The following is a 14,354-nucleotide window of genomic DNA, read 5'->3' on the forward strand; positions in this document are numbered from 1 at the left end:
GCGCGCCGCGCCAACTAGCCCTTGCGCTTGCCTTCCGAGGCCAGGCTGCGGCGGAGCGCCTCCATGATGTCGATGACATTGCTGGGCTCCGCAACGGGCGCCGGCTTCGGCTTGGCCGTCCGGCGACGCTTCTTCTTCTTCGCTGCGATCAGGTCGAGCAGCCGCGCCTGGACCGGATCGGCGGCCATGGCTGGAGTCCATGGTTTCGTCTTGTCGTCGATGAGCTTCCCGATCAGGTCGAGCGCCGCCTTGTCGACGGGATCCTTCCCGTCCGGCGCGCCGAAATAGGCATCCGCGTCGCGGACCTCGTCGCCATAGCGCAGCGTCCACAGGACCATGCCGCGGTCACGCGGCTCCAGCATCACGGCGCGTTCGCGCCCATAGAGCACCACCCGCGAGATCGCGACGGTCTTCGTCGATGCCATGGCATCGCGAATGACGGCAAACGCCTCCTCGCCGACCCGATCGTTCGGCGTCAGGTAATGCGGCCGATCATACCAGAGCCAGGTGATGCTGTCGGAGGGCACGAACATCTCGATGTCGATCGTGCGGGTGCTTTCGAGCGCGATGGATGCGATCTCGTCATCCTCCAGCAGAACATAGTCGTCCTCGCCCTTCGGATAGCCTTTGACCTCGTCGTCATCTTCCACGATCTCGCCGCTGACGGCGTCGACATAGTGGCTGACCACGCGGTTGCCCGTCCGCGCATTCAACGTTCGAAAGCGCACCTTCTCGCTCTCCGTCGTTGCCGGCGTCATCGCGACGGGGCAGGTGACGAGGGAGAGCTTCAGATAGCCCCGCCAGAATGCGTGTGATTTTGGCGCCATCACGTCCTCATGGTCCGGCCGGAGAGGTTGTCGTGCGATGATATCCACTCGTGGTCGCCGCATCGCCCCAGGACCGCCAGTCTCATTGCCCGACTGCTCATGCCGACCTATCGAACCTCCCTCATGAACGGCGACGAAGCCTTTCCGAAGCTGCGCGTTCCAATGCCTGGTGCGATTGTTGCGCCAATCGCTCGCAATGGCTGTGGAGGCGTGCGAGTTCCTGATCCGTCAGCTTTTCTATGCCGATGAACTGGTCTTCTGCCGCGGACGATCTGATGAGTTCGTCCAGCTTGGTCTGGATGGCGGCCGTATCCCGGTTCTGCGTGTTCTGGATGAGGAACACCATCAAGAACGTGACGATCGTCGTGCCGGTATTGATCACCAGCTGCCACGTCTCGGAGAAGCCGAAGAACGGTCCGGTAACGGCCCATGTGACGACGAGCGCCACACATACGAGGAACGCGCCGGGCGTCCCCGTGATGTGAGCTGTCGCATTCGCGAAACGTGCGAACACCTTGTCCATGGTCATGCCCGCAGCGTGGTTTCGCCGTTTGGAGAAAACGGCGCCGGGCGGGTCTGGTTCCGCGCGTGTCGTTCGAGCAGCGCATAGGGTCATCCGCTGGCAGTCGTTCTTGCCGCCAAGGACCCCAGCGCGCTTCGCTCTCAGCGCCAAGCGCCGACGCGTCGGCGAAATGAGTCAGGCGGTGGGGCCCCCCCCCCGTGCTAATGTGCGGACAATGGCGCCTTGTCCTCCGGATGAGGCACGAACTCCGCCGAGCTATGGCTTCGTTTCGCGAGCCTCCGGCCCTTGAGGGCCACACCGTGCCGCATTCCACGCCGGATCATGTCGAAGCCGCGAGCACGCTTGCCGTGATCGCGTCCTCGAATGAGCCGCTCCTGTTTCTGGATTCCGATCTCCGCGTCATCGCGGCCAGCAGGTCTTTCTGCCGCACCTTCCAAATGCAGCCGGAGACCCTGCCCGGGACGCGCATTTCCGATCTGGGGAATGGTGAATGGGCCGTCCCGCAGCTCACATCGCTGCTGCGGGCGACTGCATCGGGCGCCGCCGAGATCGAGGCCTATGAGCTCGAATTGACCTGCGAAGGGCACGAGACGCGGCACCTGGTCTTGAACGCACACAAGCTCGACGATGGGGACGCCGATCACATCCGGCTTCTCCTGGCGATATCGGACGTCACGCTCGCGCGCTCCGAAGCGCGCCAGAAGGACGACCTCGTTCGACAGAAAGCGATCCTGCTGCAGGAAGTTCAGCACCGCGTCGCCAACAGCCTCCAGATCATTGCGAGCGTGCTGATGCACAGCGCCCGCAAGGTCCAGTCCGAGGAGGCGAGGGGGCATCTCCAGAGTGCACATCATCGTGTGATGTCGATTGCTGCCGTCCAGCGGCAGCTCGCGGCGTCCGAGTTGGGCCAGGTTGTACTGGCACCCTATCTGGTCCAGCTCTGCGACAGCCTCGGCGCGTCGATGATCCGCGACCCGAGAAGGCTGTCGATCGCCGTGGAGGTCGACGACAGCCTCGTCGATGCGAAAGAGTCGTTGAGCCTCGGCCTGATCGTCACGGAACTGGTGATCAATGCGCTCAAGCACGCCTTCCCCGGTCATAGAAAGGGAAGGATCGTCGTCGGCTACCGGTCTGAGGGTCCCGATTGGATGCTTTCGGTCAGTGACAACGGCATCGGCATTCCTGATGGCGTCGATGCTCCCAAGCCCGGCCTTGGAACCGGGATCGTCGACGCGCTCGCCGGCCAGCTCAATGCAAAGATCCGGATCGTCGATACGCAACCAGGGACGGCTATCTGCGTTGAGTCGGGTTGCTCGAGCGAGATCGGGCGCCCCGTGTCGGTTCCCGCGTAGGGAAATTGTACCACCGACCTCACCGGACCGAGACAAACATGACAGAGCGCGCGGGCGTCGTCCTCGTGGTGGAAGACGAGGTCCTCATACGCATGGGGGCGGTCGATCTGGTCGAGTCGGCGGGCTTCGAAGCCGTCGAGGCCAAGGATGCCGACGAGGCGATCCGAATTCTCGAGGCGCGCTCCGACATCGGTCTGGTCTTCACCGATGTCGATATGCCCGGCACGATGGATGGGCTCAAACTCTCCCGCTATATTCGCGAGCGCTGGCCGCCGGTGCGACTGATCGTGGCATCGGGCATGGCGATTCTTGATCAGAGCCAGCTTCCCGAGGGCGCCCGTTTTTTCCCCAAGCCTTATGTCGAGCAATCCATCGTCGAGGCCATTCGGGGCATGTTCACGCCATAGGCGCAGGCGCGGTGCCGCCCTGTCCTTGGGCCGGCCATGCCGGAAGCCTGTTGCCCAATTCGCGGCGCCATCGACGGCATCCCCGGCCGATGGGTCGACCGGGGACACGTTGATGGAAGGGGGCGGTGATGCGGACGCTCGACGACGCGCTCAAGCAATACCCTTTCCGCCTGTGACACCGAAGACTTCGCCATTCAGGTAGCTGCCGTCCTGGGATGCCAGCAGCACATAGATCGGGGCGAGCTCGGCCGGCTGTGCCGGGCGGCCGAAGTCGCTGTCCTTGCCGAACTGTCTCACCTTCTCGTCGGGCTGGCCGCCGCTCGGCTGCAGCACGGTCCAGACGGGGCCGGGCGCCACGGCATTGACGCGGATTCCCTTCTCGATCAGCTGCTTGGCCAGCGCCTTCGTGTAGGCGACGATACCGGCCTTGGTCGTGGCGTAGTCGAGCAGGATTGGCGAGGGCTCATAGGCCTGAATGGAGGCCGTGGTGATGACCGACGCACCGGGCGGCATATGCGGGGTCGCCATCTTGGCGATCCAGTGCAGCGCGTAGAGATTGGTCTTCATCGTGTCGTCGAAATCATAGGTCGACACGTCTTCCAGGGTCTCGCGATATTGCTGGCGCGCCGCATTGACCACGAGGATGTCGAGGCCGCCGAGATCGGCGAGCGCCTGCTTCACCATCTCGTTGCACCAGGACTGGTCCTTCACGTCGCCCGCCAGCCCGACGGCCTTCCGCCCTTCCTGGCGGATGAGCTCCATCACCTCATCCGCGTCGGATTGCTCCTCGGGGAGATAGGCGATGGCGACATCGGCGCCTTCGCGCGCAAAGGCGATCGCGGCGGCGCGACCGATCCCGGAATCGCCGCCGGTGATCAGCGCCTTGCGTCCCTCGAGCTTTCCGGAGCCCACATAGCTGTCCTCGCCATGATCGGGACGCGGCTCCATCTTGGCGGCCAGCCCGGGCATGCGTTGTGGCTGCGTGGGAAATGGCGGCTTCGGGTATTGGGTTCGAGGGTCCTGCATCTGGGGACGCACAGGCATGAAAAAGCTCCTCGTTCGGGAAGGGATTGCACGACCAACGGTTGGGGTGAGGCGGGGTTCCGCGTCTTCTGCGGAAAGGTAAGTGGGCCGAAGCAATCCTCCGCCGCGGGCGAGGCGCGCCGCCTGAGCCATCGTTTCAAGGGTAGGGGGCTCTCATCGCGGCAACCAAAGATGGCGATCCCCGTTGAGGGACAGGCAACCCAGGAGGATCCCCATGGCCAAAGCATCCGAGAAGACGCTCGACGACCTGTTTCTCGATACGCTGAAGGACATTTATTACGCGGAACGGCAGATCGTGAAGGCGCTGCCCAAGATGGCGAAGGCGGCGCAGGACCCCGCTCTCAAGGCCGGCTTCGAAAAGCACCTCGCGGAAACCGAAGTGCATATCGATCGGCTGCAGCAGGTGTTCGAGATCATCGGCAAGCCGGCGCGCGGCAAGACTTGCGACGCCATTCTCGGCATCATCGAGGAAGGCAAGTCGATCATCGAAGACTATTCGGGCACCGTCTCGCTGGATGCGGGCCTCATCGCGGCTGGCCAGGCCGTGGAGCACTATGAGATGGCGCGCTATGGCACGCTGCGGACCTGGGCGAATCGGCTCGGCCACAAGGACGCGGCGGACCTGCTCCAGACCACGCTGCTCGAGGAGCGGGCGACCGACCAGTCGCTCACCAAGCTCGCCGAAGCCGGCGGCGACAATCAGAAGGCAGCGGCCGCCTAGCGCCCCGCCAATCCGCCGCTCAACACACGATTGATCGTCGCGTAACAGGCCCGGGAGGTCGCGCAAACAGCGCCCTCTCGGGCTTTTTCGTTTCTGTCGCGGGGGCGGTCCGATATCGCCGGATGCGACACAGCTGCGGTGATATGCAGCGCGTGTCGGCTGAGCCCGCTAACTCGCGGACGCCATAGACGATAGAGTGCTGTCGAAGGTTTGCGCGAGGAGAGGTCGGCGCAGGCTCATGGCGCGTTGGCTCGATCGATGGCGGCCAATTTCCAGCCAGGCAGCACCTTGCCTGCAGCGCGGATCCGGGCCCGAAAGAAATCCGACCGCCTCTTCGACACGCTCAAAATGGCGTGGCGGATCGTCGGACATGAAATGAACGATGGCCGGACGATCGGACGTGCCCATGGCTATGTTCCTCATCGTGCACCCAGCAGTGGCAGCCTAGGATGGCGATGAGGTGCGCGCAACCCAAAGTATATGTGCAGCGCAGCATTGACGATCGCGATGCGCCATCGTTCTGCAAGAGAAGGACACGAATAAAGCCCGCCACCCTGGGCGGGTGGCGGGGAACATGGTGTGCCAAGACGCGAATGTCGCTGTCGAAGCCAAGCGCGAGGCCAGGCGTCGCTCACGCGGTGCGGAAAGCTGGATGGCCGTGACAGCTAGTCCAGGCTCCTCCGCGCCCCGACGCGAAACATCGCGCGGCCGGCTACTGCAGCTGCTGGCAGAACGTCTTCACCGCGACCGAATAGCGCGTCGGATCGGTCATGATCGTCTGCTTGCACTCATTGCTGGCGGCGAGCTTCTGCTCGTCCGTCAGATTCATCGTCCCGCTCGTGATGTCGAAATCGAAGACCTTGTTGTCATCGATGACGTTGGTGTCGGAGCCCGAGGTGGGGCCGCTCAGCGTCGGCGCCGATGCGGCGGGCGCCGCGGGGTCGGCGGCCTGCGCGAACAAGGGCGACGCGGAGAAGGTCAGAAGGGCCGCGCCACAGGCGAGTCGTAGAAATCCAGAAGAGATTTTCATGTTTCCTCCATGCAATTCCAGCGCAGAGTATCTGCGCAACGAAAGCAAATCGCATACGCTATGTCTATCAATCGCCATATTCTGGCTGATGACTGGAATGATAACCGTGCAGACGAGCGATTTGTTCCGCGCCGGAGGTGTTTTTTACGAAAATGTACAGGCGCTGGCATGAGGGCGCTCTGGATCGCTGCCGAAGTTCGGCGAACCCATCCGCTGGGGTAGGGCGAGATCCGCGGGCGAGCCGCGTCTGCTGTCCGGCACCGCATCAGCAACAATTGTACCGTCAGTCCTGCGATGCACAGTTCCGCTTCCATCCGGGTACCGGGAATTTCCCGGCGGCGCGAGAGCCAAGCCCAAGGGCCTGGTCGTCCCCCTGATTAGCCACAGCGCCGTCGGCGGCGCCCCCGGCTGATGCGGCGGATTTCGTCTGTTGAAGTATAATATTCGAGCACTATCGGGGATTATTACTTTTATACTGCAAGATATTGGCGCGTCGAACCGCAGGATAACTAGGCATGGGTTCCCGAAGGTCGCATCCATGTGAGCTGAAGCCTCCGGCCGCTTCACGCAGAGAGAATGGCCGATAGTTCCTCGGTCGTGCGTGCCAGAAAGGTAGCCCCTGCTGCACGAAGCCGCTCGCCATGGTTCGGACCGCAATGTCGCCCGGCCGTGAAGCCGATGACCTGCAGCCGATCTGGCGACAGAGGCGCAGGATGCTGGCCTCTTCGCTGTCGGAGTATTCTCCGAGCTGGGAAATGGACTGCCGCAATGCCTTTTCCGGATTCTCGACGATATACTTTGCGATCCGCGCCAGCGCGCTCGGCAAGCGCTCGATCTCGTCCTGCAGGCGATTGAGGATGCTGCCGTCAACTTGCCGCTCGGTTGCGAGCGGATCACCAAGTCGATTCGGGCTCATCAATGCACCATGCGTCGTAAGGGAACAGAGGCTCTTGATACAGGATCGCGGCGTCGCCAGGGAGAGTCGTTCTCGCCGCCGCTATGAAGAGCGGCGCTGCGACGTGTGAACAGGCGCTCGGCGCCGATCGAGACCCCAGTAGACATAGAATTTCTGAAGTATTCTCAACGAATTGAAGCCATCTGACGGGAGCTTGCTTGGGCGCTTGTTCACACGTCCGCGACTCGTGGCTCATGATCGCGTGGACCAGGATGTGGTTCGCCTGACCCATGTTCCGGCTTGACCAGCGTCTCAGTAGTTCGCGTCGAGCCCCATGAGCGCACAACGCTGGTTCGACGGTTCGACGTGACCCGACTTCACCCGAACGAAACGGCGCCCTAGAAGCTGCTCTTGATATGCAGGTGGGTGTGTTCGTGCGCCGGGCCCTGATTGTGGACGTGGTGGGCGGAATCCTCGGCGACAGGGATCAGGCTGAGCGTGCCGTGCATGACGCCCCGCTCGAGGAACAGCGCTTCGGCATAGGTGGAGACGTCGCCGACGCTGCCGCGCATCACGGTGACGTCGATCGAGGATCGGTGGTCGATCGGCACCGACAGGGCTGAAATGGTCTGGTCGTGGCGGTCGAGCCGGCCCTGCGGCACGCGGGAGGCGAGGTTGCGCACGGACTGGTCGATCGTGCAGCTGATGACGGCGAAGCAGCGCGCTTCCGCCGGCCCGTCCGGACGGGCGGAGAGGCCGCGCCGGATGAGGTCGCGGATCGCCTCGGAGCGGCTCATCGCTCCCGTCGCCTGCATATAGGCATCCAGCTGCGCGGCGAGATCGTCGTCAATGGCGATCGTGGTCCGTTGCATGGAAACCCTCCCCAGTCAGCGGGCGAACGGTAGGCGATCACCCCTGACGGCGCAAGAATTCGCGGGGTGGGGCTTGCCGCTTCGCCCTCCCGAGGCAGGTGACCGAGACGAAGAAAGGGCCGAGCCTTGTGAGGCTCGGCCCTTTCAGAAGTATCGTGCAGCCGGGCGTCTCGCCGGGCCGGCGCGCCTATTGCGGTCCGGGCTGGACGTGCTTGATCGGGTTGCCGTCGACCGCGGTTGCCTCGGCGTTCTGCAGCTTCTTGATGTCCGCATCGGTCATCACCGGCCGGTTCACCTTGAGCGTCAGCTTGTTGAGCGTGGCGGTCAGGGTGTAGGGCGGCTGGTAGTCAGCATCGTTGACGCCGGTCAGCGTGTCGGAGCCGATGTCGAAGCTTTCGTCCCATTGCAGGATCATGGGCAGCGTATGCGCCATGGTCTCGCTGTCCACGACATTGCCGTCGACCTTCAGCGTGCCCGTGCCGCCCTTGCCGAGACCGCTCATGTCGTTGAAGGCGAGCGTCCCGATGCCGAGGCCGTCATATTTGAAGTCGAACTCGACGACATGGCGGCCGGGCGCCAGCGCCGGGCCTTCCCAGCGCACGCGCTTCAAGTCGACGAGGTTCCACAGGAAGACGGGCTTGCTGTCCTTCAGGTAGAAGCCATAGCCGCCGAAGCGCCCGCCCGAGGTCACGATCATGCCGTTCGCGCCGCCCTCGGGCACCGTGATGTCGGCGGTGAAGGTGTAGGACGCGTCGAGGATCGACGGCGAGTCGCCCTGCGGCAGGCCGACCATCGGATGGGTATAGGTGAACTCGGTCCTGCCGGCGGTGATGTTCGGACGGGGCGCCACGATGCGGGCCGCGACCGAGGCATCCATCGGGAAGACCTCGTATTTCTTGGCTTCCTGGATGAAGAGCGTCTTGAGTTCCGCGACCTTGTCGGGATGCTCCGCGGCGACGTCGTGCGACTGGCTGAAGTCCGTATTGAGGTCGTAGAGCTGCAGGACCTGGTTGTTCAGCGGGTCGGGATTGGCCGGTCCGAACGCCTCCCAGGGCGCGCGGTTGACCTTGGTGCTCAGCAGCCAGCCATCGTCATAGAGCGCCCACTGGCCCATCATTTCGAAGTACTGGATCTTGTGGCGCGAGGGCGCGTTGGCGTTCGCCTTGTCGAAGGTATAGGCGAAGCTCGTCCCCTCGATCGGCGCCTGCTTGATGCCGTCGACCGTGTGCGGCGCGGGTATTCCGGTGACCTCGAGGATCGTCGGCACCACGTCGATCACATGCATGAACTGCTGGCGGAGGCCGCCCGCATCCTTGATCGCCGCCGGCCAGGAGACGGCCATGTTCTGGCGGATGCCGCCGAGGCGCGAGGCGTTCTGCTTGAACCAGGTGAAGGGCGTGTCGAAGGCCCAGGCCCAGCCGGCCGACATGTGGTTATAGGTCTGCTCGGTGCCCCAGACGTCGTACCACTTCATCTGGACGTCGACCGGCATCTCGTTGATGCCGTTGAAGAAGGCAACCTCGTTCGGCGTTCCGAGCGGGCCGCCTTCGGCGCTCGTGCCATTGTCGCCGTTGATGTAGATGACCAGCGTGTTGTCGAGCTTACCCATCTCCTGGATCGTGTCGATGACGCGGCCGATCTCGTGGTCGCTATAGGCGGCATAGGCCGCGAAGACCTCGACCTGGCGGATGAACAGCTTCTGCGCCTCGGGCGACAGCTTGTCCCAGCTGGGCAGGATCGCTTCCGGCCAGTCCTCGAGCTTCGTGTCCTGCGCGATCACGCCGAGCTTCTTCTGGTTCTCGAAGATCTGCTCGCGCAGCTTGTTGTAGCCGCCGTCGAAGAGATGCATGGCGTGGATCTTGTCGACCCATTCCTTGGTCGGATGATGCGGCGCATGGGTCGCGCCCGGCGCGTATTTGATGAAGAAGGGCTTGGACGGCATCGTCTGGTTCAGACGATTGAGATAGTCGATCGCGTCGTCCGCCATGCCGGTGACGAGGTTCCAGCCCGGCTTGCCGTCGAAGGGATAGATCTGCGTGGTGTTGCGGAAGAGGTTCGGCTGCCACTGATTGGCGTCGCCGCCGACGAAGCCGTAGAAATATTCAAAGCCGAGGCCGGTCGGCCACTGGTCGAACGGGCCGACGGAGCTCGCGGCGAAGGCCGGAGTGTTGTGATCCTTGCCGAACCACGCCGTGGCATAGCCATTGTCGAGCAGGATGCGGCCGATCGTGGCCTTGTCCTCGGGGATGATGCTGTTGTAGCCGGGGAAGCCCGTCGACTGCTCCGAGATCACGCCGAAGCCCGCCGAATGGTGGTTGCGGCCGGTGATGAGGGCCGCGCGGGTCGGCGAACAGAGCGCCGTCGAATAGATGTTGTTGTAGCGCAGGCCGCTATTGGCGACGCGATCCATGGTCGGCGTCGGGATGACGCCGCCGAAGGTGCTCGGCACGCCGAAGCCGGCATCGTCCGTGATGATCAGGAGCACGTTCGGCGCCTGCTGCGGCGGAACGATGCGCGGCGCCCACCAGGGCGTCGAGGTCAGCGCGTCGTTCTTGATCACGCCGCCGAAGGGCGGCTGCGGCGCCGGCAGCTGATTGCCGGGGATGGTGGTCGTCGCATCGGCTGCGCCGGACGCCCCCGTCGTCTGAACCTCGGCGCTCGCCTGCGCCGCCATGGCCGAAAGCCCGATAGCGATCATCGCTGACGCCAGCAAGGCCCTGATTGGGCTCGTCATTCTGCACCTCCCACGGCTCGGCCTGCCGCCGGACGCCGGGCATCCGGATCGAGCAGGCCTTGCACATGTATACAGAATGCGGACGACTTCGTTGATCCCGATCAAGATGTGCGCCGTTTTTGCCAGCCCATCGAGCCATTCCAGCGCGGGGCTTGGCAGGTGGCGCAGCCATGGGCTATCGTCAATTCAACGATTCTAGAAATATAGGAATGAAATGGACCAGACGCAGGCTCTCGATGCCTTCGGGGCGCTGTCGCAGGAGACGCGTCTGGCGATGGTGCGCCTTCTCGTCCGGGCGGGGCCCGGCGGCTTGCCGGCAGGGACGATCGCGGAAGAGGTCGGCGTCTCCGCCTCGGGCGCGTCGTTCCATCTCGCGCATCTGGAACGGGCGGGCCTCGTCGAGTCGCGGCGCGAAGCGCGCTCCATCATTTACAGCGCCAGCTTCACCGCGCTGTCCGGGCTCGTGGCGTTCCTGATGCGCGACTGCTGCCAGGGGCATCCGGAGATCTGCGCGCCCGCCACCGCTACCGCCGCCGATGCGGCCTGCTGCACGCCCGCCAGGGAAGTCGACCATGTCTGACCGGATCTACAACGTTCTTTTTCTCTGCACCGGCAATTCAGCCCGTTCGATCCTGGCGGAGAGCATTCTCGGCAAGGATGGGGCAGGGCGCTTCCGAGCCTTCTCCGCCGGCAGCCATCCCAAGGGCGCGGTGCATCCGCTTGCGCTGAAGACACTGGAACATTTCGGCTATCCGCATGAGGGATTCCGTTCCAAGCCTTGGGACGAGTTCGCCCGCCCCGGCGCCCCGGCGATGGATTTCGTGTTCACGGTCTGCGACAACGCGGCCGGCGAAGCCTGTCCGGTCTGGCCGGGACAGCCGATGACCGCGCATTGGGGTATCGAGGATCCGGCCGCCGTCGAGGGCTCGGATTTCGAACGCGAGGCGGCGTTCGTGGCGGCTTTCCGCTACATGAAGAACCGGATCTCGATCTTCACGGCATTGCCCATCCGCAAGCTCGACAGTGTCGCGCTCGGCAGCAAGCTGAAGGAAATCGGCCAGATCGAAGGCGCCAGCGCGCCCCGTCCGAACGTCGCGTAAGGCACCCTCCATGACCACCTTCGAACGCTACCTCACCCTCTGGGTGGCGCTGTGCATCATTGCCGGCGTCGCGCTCGGACACTTTCTGCCGGGCCTGTTCCATGCCATCGGCGCCGCCGAGATTGCCCGCGTCAATCTGCCGGTCGCGGTGCTGATCTGGCTGATGATCATCCCGATGCTCTTGAAGATCGACTTCGCCGCGCTCGGCCAGGTCGGCCGCCACTGGCGCGGCATCGGCGTGACGCTCATCGTCAACTGGGCGGTCAAGCCATTCTCCATGGCGCTCCTCGCCTGGCTGTTCATCGGCTGGCTGTTTCGGCCCTATCTGCCGGCCGACCAGATCGACAGCTACGTTGCGGGGCTGATCCTGCTCGCCGCCGCGCCCTGTACGGCGATGGTGTTCGTCTGGTCGAACCTCATCAGGGGCGAGCCGCATTTCACGCTCAGCCAGGTGGCGCTCAACGACGTCATCATGGTCGTCGCCTTCGCGCCGATCGTCGCGCTGCTGCTCGGGCTCTCGGCGATCACCGTCCCCTGGGACACGCTCGTCCTGTCGGTGGTGCTCTATATCGTCGTCCCGGTCATCGTGGCGCAGGTCCTGCGCCGGCGCCTGCTGGCGCGAGGCGGGCAGGCGGCGCTCGACGGCCTGCTGAAGCGCCTCGGACCTGTCTCGCTCGTGGCGCTGCTGGCGACGCTGGTGCTGCTGTTCGGCTTCCAGGGCGGGGAGATCATCGCGCAGCCCGTCGTGATCCTGCTGCTCGCCGTGCCGATCCTGATCCAGGTCTATTTCAATGCCGGCCTCGCCTATCTGCTCAACCGCGCGAGCGGCGAGGCGCATTGCGTCGCCGGCCCCTCGGCCCTGATCGGCGCCAGCAACTTCTTCGAGCTCGCTGTCGCCGCGGCCATCAGCCTGTTCGGCTTCAAGTCGGGCGCGGCGCTGGCAACGGTCGTCGGCGTGCTGATCGAGGTGCCGGTGATGCTGTCCGTCGTGTGGATCGTCAATCGCAGCAAAGGCTGGTACGAGCGCGGGCAGGCCGTGCGTCCGTCCGCCGGCCAGGAAAGACCCGCGCCATGACCATCACGATCTACCACAACCCCGCCTGCGGAACCTCGCGCAACACGCTCGCCATGATCCGGGCGAGCGGCGAGGAGCCGGTGGTCATCGAATATCTGAAGACGCCGCCGAGCCGCGAGCGCCTCGTCGAACTGATCGCGGCGATGGGGATTCCCGTCCGCGCGCTGCTGCGCGAGAAGGGAACGCCCTATGCCGCGCTCGGTCTCGACGACCCGAAATGGAGCGATACGGAACTGGTCGACTTCATGCTGGCCCATCCGATCCTCATCAACCGGCCGATCGTCGAGACGCCGCTCGGGACAAGGCTGTGCCGCCCTTCGGAGGCCGTGCTCGCCATCCTGCCCAATCCGCATTTCGGCCGCTTCGTGAAGGAGGACGGCGAAGTCGTCGAGACCGGCGCGGCGGCGGATCGTGAGTGAGGGGAGGGGTCGGCTCGCAACGATCTCCGCGCTCGGGATCGTGCAGATCTTCGCCTGGGGCTCGTCCTATTACCTTCCCGCCGTGCTCATCAAGCCGATCGCCGCGAGCACAGGCTGGCCGCTCGCCGCGGTCACCGGCGGCTTCTCGATCGCATTGCTCGCATCCGGCCTGCTCTCGCCGCGCGTCGGGCGGATCATCCGTGTCCGGGGCGGTCGCGATGTCCTGATCGGCGGCCTCGTGCTGCTGTCCGTGGGTCTTGCGATCCTCGCCGCCGCGCCGACGCTGCCCCTCTATTTCCTCGGCTGGCTCGTCATGGGTTCGGGCATGTCGGCGACGCTCTATGACGCCGCCTTCGGCACGCTCGGGCGCTATTATGGCTATGGCGCGCGCAGCGCCATCACCACGCTGACGCTCTATGGCGGCTTCGCCTCGACGATCTGCTGGCCGCTCTCCGCCTTTCTGCTCGACCACGGGGGCTGGCGCGCCGTGTGCCTCGTCTATGCGGCGGTGCATCTCGTCGTCGGCGTGCCGCTGATCTGGCGTTTCCTGCCTCCGGTGGACCGCATCGCGGCGGGCGGCGACCGGTCCGGCAGCGAGACAGACGCGGCGCAGGGCGATGTTCCGGAGCGATTGGCCTTCTGGCTGCTCGCCGCGATCGTCACGCTCGGCGGCACCCTTGCCACGGTGGTGTCCGTCCACCTGATCACGATCCTGCAGGCGCGGGACGTCTCGCTCGCGGTCGCGGTTTCGCTCGGCGCGCTCATCGGCCCGTCGCAGGTTGGCGCCCGCGTCTTCGACATGGCGATCGGCAAGCGCTTTCCAGCCATCGCCACCCTTGCCTTCGCCGCCTTTCTCATCGCGGCCGGCGTGCTGGCGCTCGCCTCGGGTCTTCCCGCGCTGGCGCTCGCCCTGATCCTCTACGGCGCCGGCAACGGCATCTGGTCGATCGCCCGCGGCGCCGTGCCGCTCGCCCTGTTCGGGCCGGATCGCTTCCCGGTGATGATGGGCAAGCTCGCCATGCCCACGCTCGTCGCGCAGAGCCTGGCGCCGCCGGCGAGCGCCGTCCTGCTCCAACATGCCGGCGCCGGCCCATTGACGGCGCTGGTTGCAGGCGCCGCGGTCGTGAACGTCATCCTCGTGGGGCTCCTTTGGCGCGTGACAGCGTCGCGCCGAGGGCTGGCGAGCCACGCCCTGGCGCCATCGCCGCCGCCCTAGCGGTCGGATCTGCACCTCCGACCCGTCCCCGCGAAGTTCGAGGCCATCTTGCGCCGTGCATGGGGGAATCGCGTCGTCGTGGCTACGGATCGGATGTCATTGCGGAGGATGATCGGCTAGAATCAGAAGGCAGGATTGC

Annotated in this window: 16 protein-coding genes; 8 read left to right on the plus strand and 8 right to left on the minus strand. The window is 64.8% G+C overall.

Features of this window, described 5'->3' with window-relative positions:
* Positions 1-14 precede the first annotated feature (14 nt).
* Together ku and GGR25_RS17435 are read right to left on the minus strand one after the other, a co-directional pair.
* Positions 15-827 (minus strand): non-homologous end joining protein Ku, encoded by an 813-nt coding sequence (ku, locus tag GGR25_RS17430; protein WP_183400091.1) that lies wholly within the window; start codon positions 825-827, stop codon positions 15-17.
* 121 nt (positions 828-948) lie between these two features.
* Complete coding sequence (locus GGR25_RS17435; protein WP_183400352.1) at positions 949-1,350, minus strand: low affinity iron permease family protein; 402 nt, start codon at positions 1,348-1,350, stop codon at positions 949-951.
* Between the two features lie 299 nt (positions 1,351-1,649).
* On the opposite strand from GGR25_RS17435, the gene GGR25_RS17440 reads away from it, so the two are divergent.
* On the plus strand, positions 1,650-2,702 hold the full coding sequence (locus tag GGR25_RS17440; RefSeq protein ID WP_343068102.1) for a sensor histidine kinase: 1,053 nt from the start codon (positions 1,650-1,652) through the stop codon (positions 2,700-2,702).
* 38 nt (positions 2,703-2,740) lie between these two features.
* The gene (locus tag GGR25_RS17445; protein ID WP_183400093.1) at positions 2,741-3,109 is read left to right on the plus strand and encodes a response regulator; all 369 of its coding nucleotides are present in this window, start codon (positions 2,741-2,743) and stop codon (positions 3,107-3,109) included.
* A gap of 150 nt (positions 3,110-3,259) precedes the next feature.
* Here GGR25_RS17445 and GGR25_RS17450 read toward each other — a convergent pair whose 3' ends face one another.
* Positions 3,260-4,153, minus strand: a complete 894-nt coding sequence (locus GGR25_RS17450) for an SDR family oxidoreductase (RefSeq protein ID WP_183400094.1) — start codon at positions 4,151-4,153, stop codon at positions 3,260-3,262.
* A gap of 214 nt (positions 4,154-4,367) precedes the next feature.
* Here GGR25_RS17450 and GGR25_RS17455 point away from each other — a divergent pair, with 214 nt between their 5' ends.
* Positions 4,368-4,874 (plus strand): YciE/YciF ferroxidase family protein, encoded by a 507-nt coding sequence (locus tag GGR25_RS17455; protein WP_183400095.1) that lies wholly within the window; start codon positions 4,368-4,370, stop codon positions 4,872-4,874.
* Positions 4,875-5,042: 168 nt separating this feature from the next.
* Here the strand turns inward: GGR25_RS17455 and GGR25_RS17460 are convergent, their stop codons facing one another.
* The 5 genes from GGR25_RS17460 to GGR25_RS17480 all read right to left on the minus strand — a co-directional run bounded on the left by GGR25_RS17460 (position 5,043) and on the right by GGR25_RS17480 (position 10,369).
* Positions 5,043-5,282 carry a hypothetical protein gene (locus GGR25_RS17460; RefSeq protein WP_183400096.1) on the minus strand — a complete coding sequence of 80 codons (240 nt, stop codon included), beginning with the start codon at positions 5,280-5,282 and terminating at the stop codon, positions 5,043-5,045.
* A 304-nt stretch (positions 5,283-5,586) separates the two neighbouring features.
* Positions 5,587-5,904: a hypothetical protein gene (locus GGR25_RS17465; RefSeq protein ID WP_183400097.1), complete on the minus strand. Its 318-nt coding sequence runs from the start codon at positions 5,902-5,904 to the stop codon at positions 5,587-5,589.
* Positions 5,905-6,355: 451 nt separating this feature from the next.
* Entirely contained in the window at positions 6,356-6,820 is a 465-nt protein-coding gene (locus GGR25_RS17470; protein WP_183400098.1) for a MurR/RpiR family transcriptional regulator, read from the minus strand.
* Positions 6,821-7,197: 377 nt separating this feature from the next.
* Positions 7,198-7,671: a nickel-responsive transcriptional regulator NikR gene (gene nikR / locus GGR25_RS17475; RefSeq protein WP_183400099.1), complete on the minus strand. Its 474-nt coding sequence runs from the start codon at positions 7,669-7,671 to the stop codon at positions 7,198-7,200.
* A gap of 187 nt (positions 7,672-7,858) precedes the next feature.
* Entirely contained in the window at positions 7,859-10,369 is a 2,511-nt protein-coding gene (locus tag GGR25_RS17480) for a sulfatase-like hydrolase/transferase (protein WP_380147584.1), read from the minus strand.
* 250 nt (positions 10,370-10,619) lie between these two features.
* On the opposite strand from GGR25_RS17480, the gene GGR25_RS17485 reads away from it, so the two are divergent.
* The 5 genes from GGR25_RS17485 to GGR25_RS17505 are packed head-to-tail and all read left to right on the plus strand — an operon-like array spanning position 10,620 to position 14,215.
* Complete coding sequence (locus GGR25_RS17485; protein WP_183400101.1) at positions 10,620-10,985, plus strand: ArsR/SmtB family transcription factor; 366 nt, start codon at positions 10,620-10,622, stop codon at positions 10,983-10,985.
* The gene (locus tag GGR25_RS17490) at positions 10,978-11,505 is read left to right on the plus strand and encodes an arsenate reductase ArsC (protein ID WP_183400102.1); all 528 of its coding nucleotides are present in this window, start codon (positions 10,978-10,980) and stop codon (positions 11,503-11,505) included. Before GGR25_RS17485 ends, GGR25_RS17490 begins: the two co-directional genes overlap by 8 nt.
* A 10-nt stretch (positions 11,506-11,515) precedes the next feature.
* Positions 11,516-12,580, plus strand: a complete 1,065-nt coding sequence (arsB, locus tag GGR25_RS17495) for an ACR3 family arsenite efflux transporter (RefSeq protein WP_183400103.1) — start codon at positions 11,516-11,518, stop codon at positions 12,578-12,580.
* Entirely contained in the window at positions 12,577-12,999 is a 423-nt protein-coding gene (gene arsC, locus GGR25_RS17500) for an arsenate reductase (glutaredoxin) (protein WP_183400104.1), read from the plus strand. Before arsB ends, arsC begins: the two co-directional genes overlap by 4 nt.
* Complete coding sequence (locus GGR25_RS17505) at positions 12,992-14,215, plus strand: MFS transporter (RefSeq protein ID WP_183400105.1); 1,224 nt, start codon at positions 12,992-12,994, stop codon at positions 14,213-14,215. Before arsC ends, GGR25_RS17505 begins: the two co-directional genes overlap by 8 nt.
* The last annotated feature ends 139 nt before the right edge of the window (positions 14,216-14,354 follow it).

The sequence above is a fragment of the Kaistia hirudinis genome, assembly GCF_014196455.1.
Taxonomy (GTDB): domain Bacteria; phylum Pseudomonadota; class Alphaproteobacteria; order Rhizobiales; family Kaistiaceae; genus Kaistia; species Kaistia hirudinis.

Bases quoted from the DNA above. Each gene is read 5' to 3' on its own strand.
- ku (WP_183400091.1), bottom strand. From the start codon at position 827: ATGGCGCCAAAATCACACGCATTCTGGCGGGGCTATCTGAAGCTCTCC.
- GGR25_RS17450 (WP_183400094.1), bottom strand. From the start codon at position 4,153: ATGCCTGTGCGTCCCCAGATGCAGGACCCTCGAACCCAATACCCGAAG.
- GGR25_RS17480 (WP_380147584.1), bottom strand. From the start codon at position 10,369: ATGATCGCTATCGGGCTTTCGGCCATGGCGGCGCAGGCGAGCGCCGAG.
- GGR25_RS17435 (WP_183400352.1), bottom strand. From the start codon at position 1,350: ATGGACAAGGTGTTCGCACGTTTCGCGAATGCGACAGCTCACATCACG.
- GGR25_RS17465 (WP_183400097.1), bottom strand. From the start codon at position 5,904: ATGAAAATCTCTTCTGGATTTCTACGACTCGCCTGTGGCGCGGCCCTT.
- GGR25_RS17485 (WP_183400101.1), top strand. From the start codon at position 10,620: ATGGACCAGACGCAGGCTCTCGATGCCTTCGGGGCGCTGTCGCAGGAG.
- GGR25_RS17455 (WP_183400095.1), top strand. From the start codon at position 4,368: ATGGCCAAAGCATCCGAGAAGACGCTCGACGACCTGTTTCTCGATACG.
- GGR25_RS17470 (WP_183400098.1), bottom strand. From the start codon at position 6,820: ATGAGCCCGAATCGACTTGGTGATCCGCTCGCAACCGAGCGGCAAGTT.
- GGR25_RS17460 (WP_183400096.1), bottom strand. From the start codon at position 5,282: ATGGGCACGTCCGATCGTCCGGCCATCGTTCATTTCATGTCCGACGAT.
- nikR (WP_183400099.1), bottom strand. From the start codon at position 7,671: ATGCAACGGACCACGATCGCCATTGACGACGATCTCGCCGCGCAGCTG.
- GGR25_RS17490 (WP_183400102.1), top strand. From the start codon at position 10,978: ATGTCTGACCGGATCTACAACGTTCTTTTTCTCTGCACCGGCAATTCA.
- arsB (WP_183400103.1), top strand. From the start codon at position 11,516: ATGACCACCTTCGAACGCTACCTCACCCTCTGGGTGGCGCTGTGCATC.
- GGR25_RS17445 (WP_183400093.1), top strand. From the start codon at position 2,741: ATGACAGAGCGCGCGGGCGTCGTCCTCGTGGTGGAAGACGAGGTCCTC.
- arsC (WP_183400104.1), top strand. From the start codon at position 12,577: ATGACCATCACGATCTACCACAACCCCGCCTGCGGAACCTCGCGCAAC.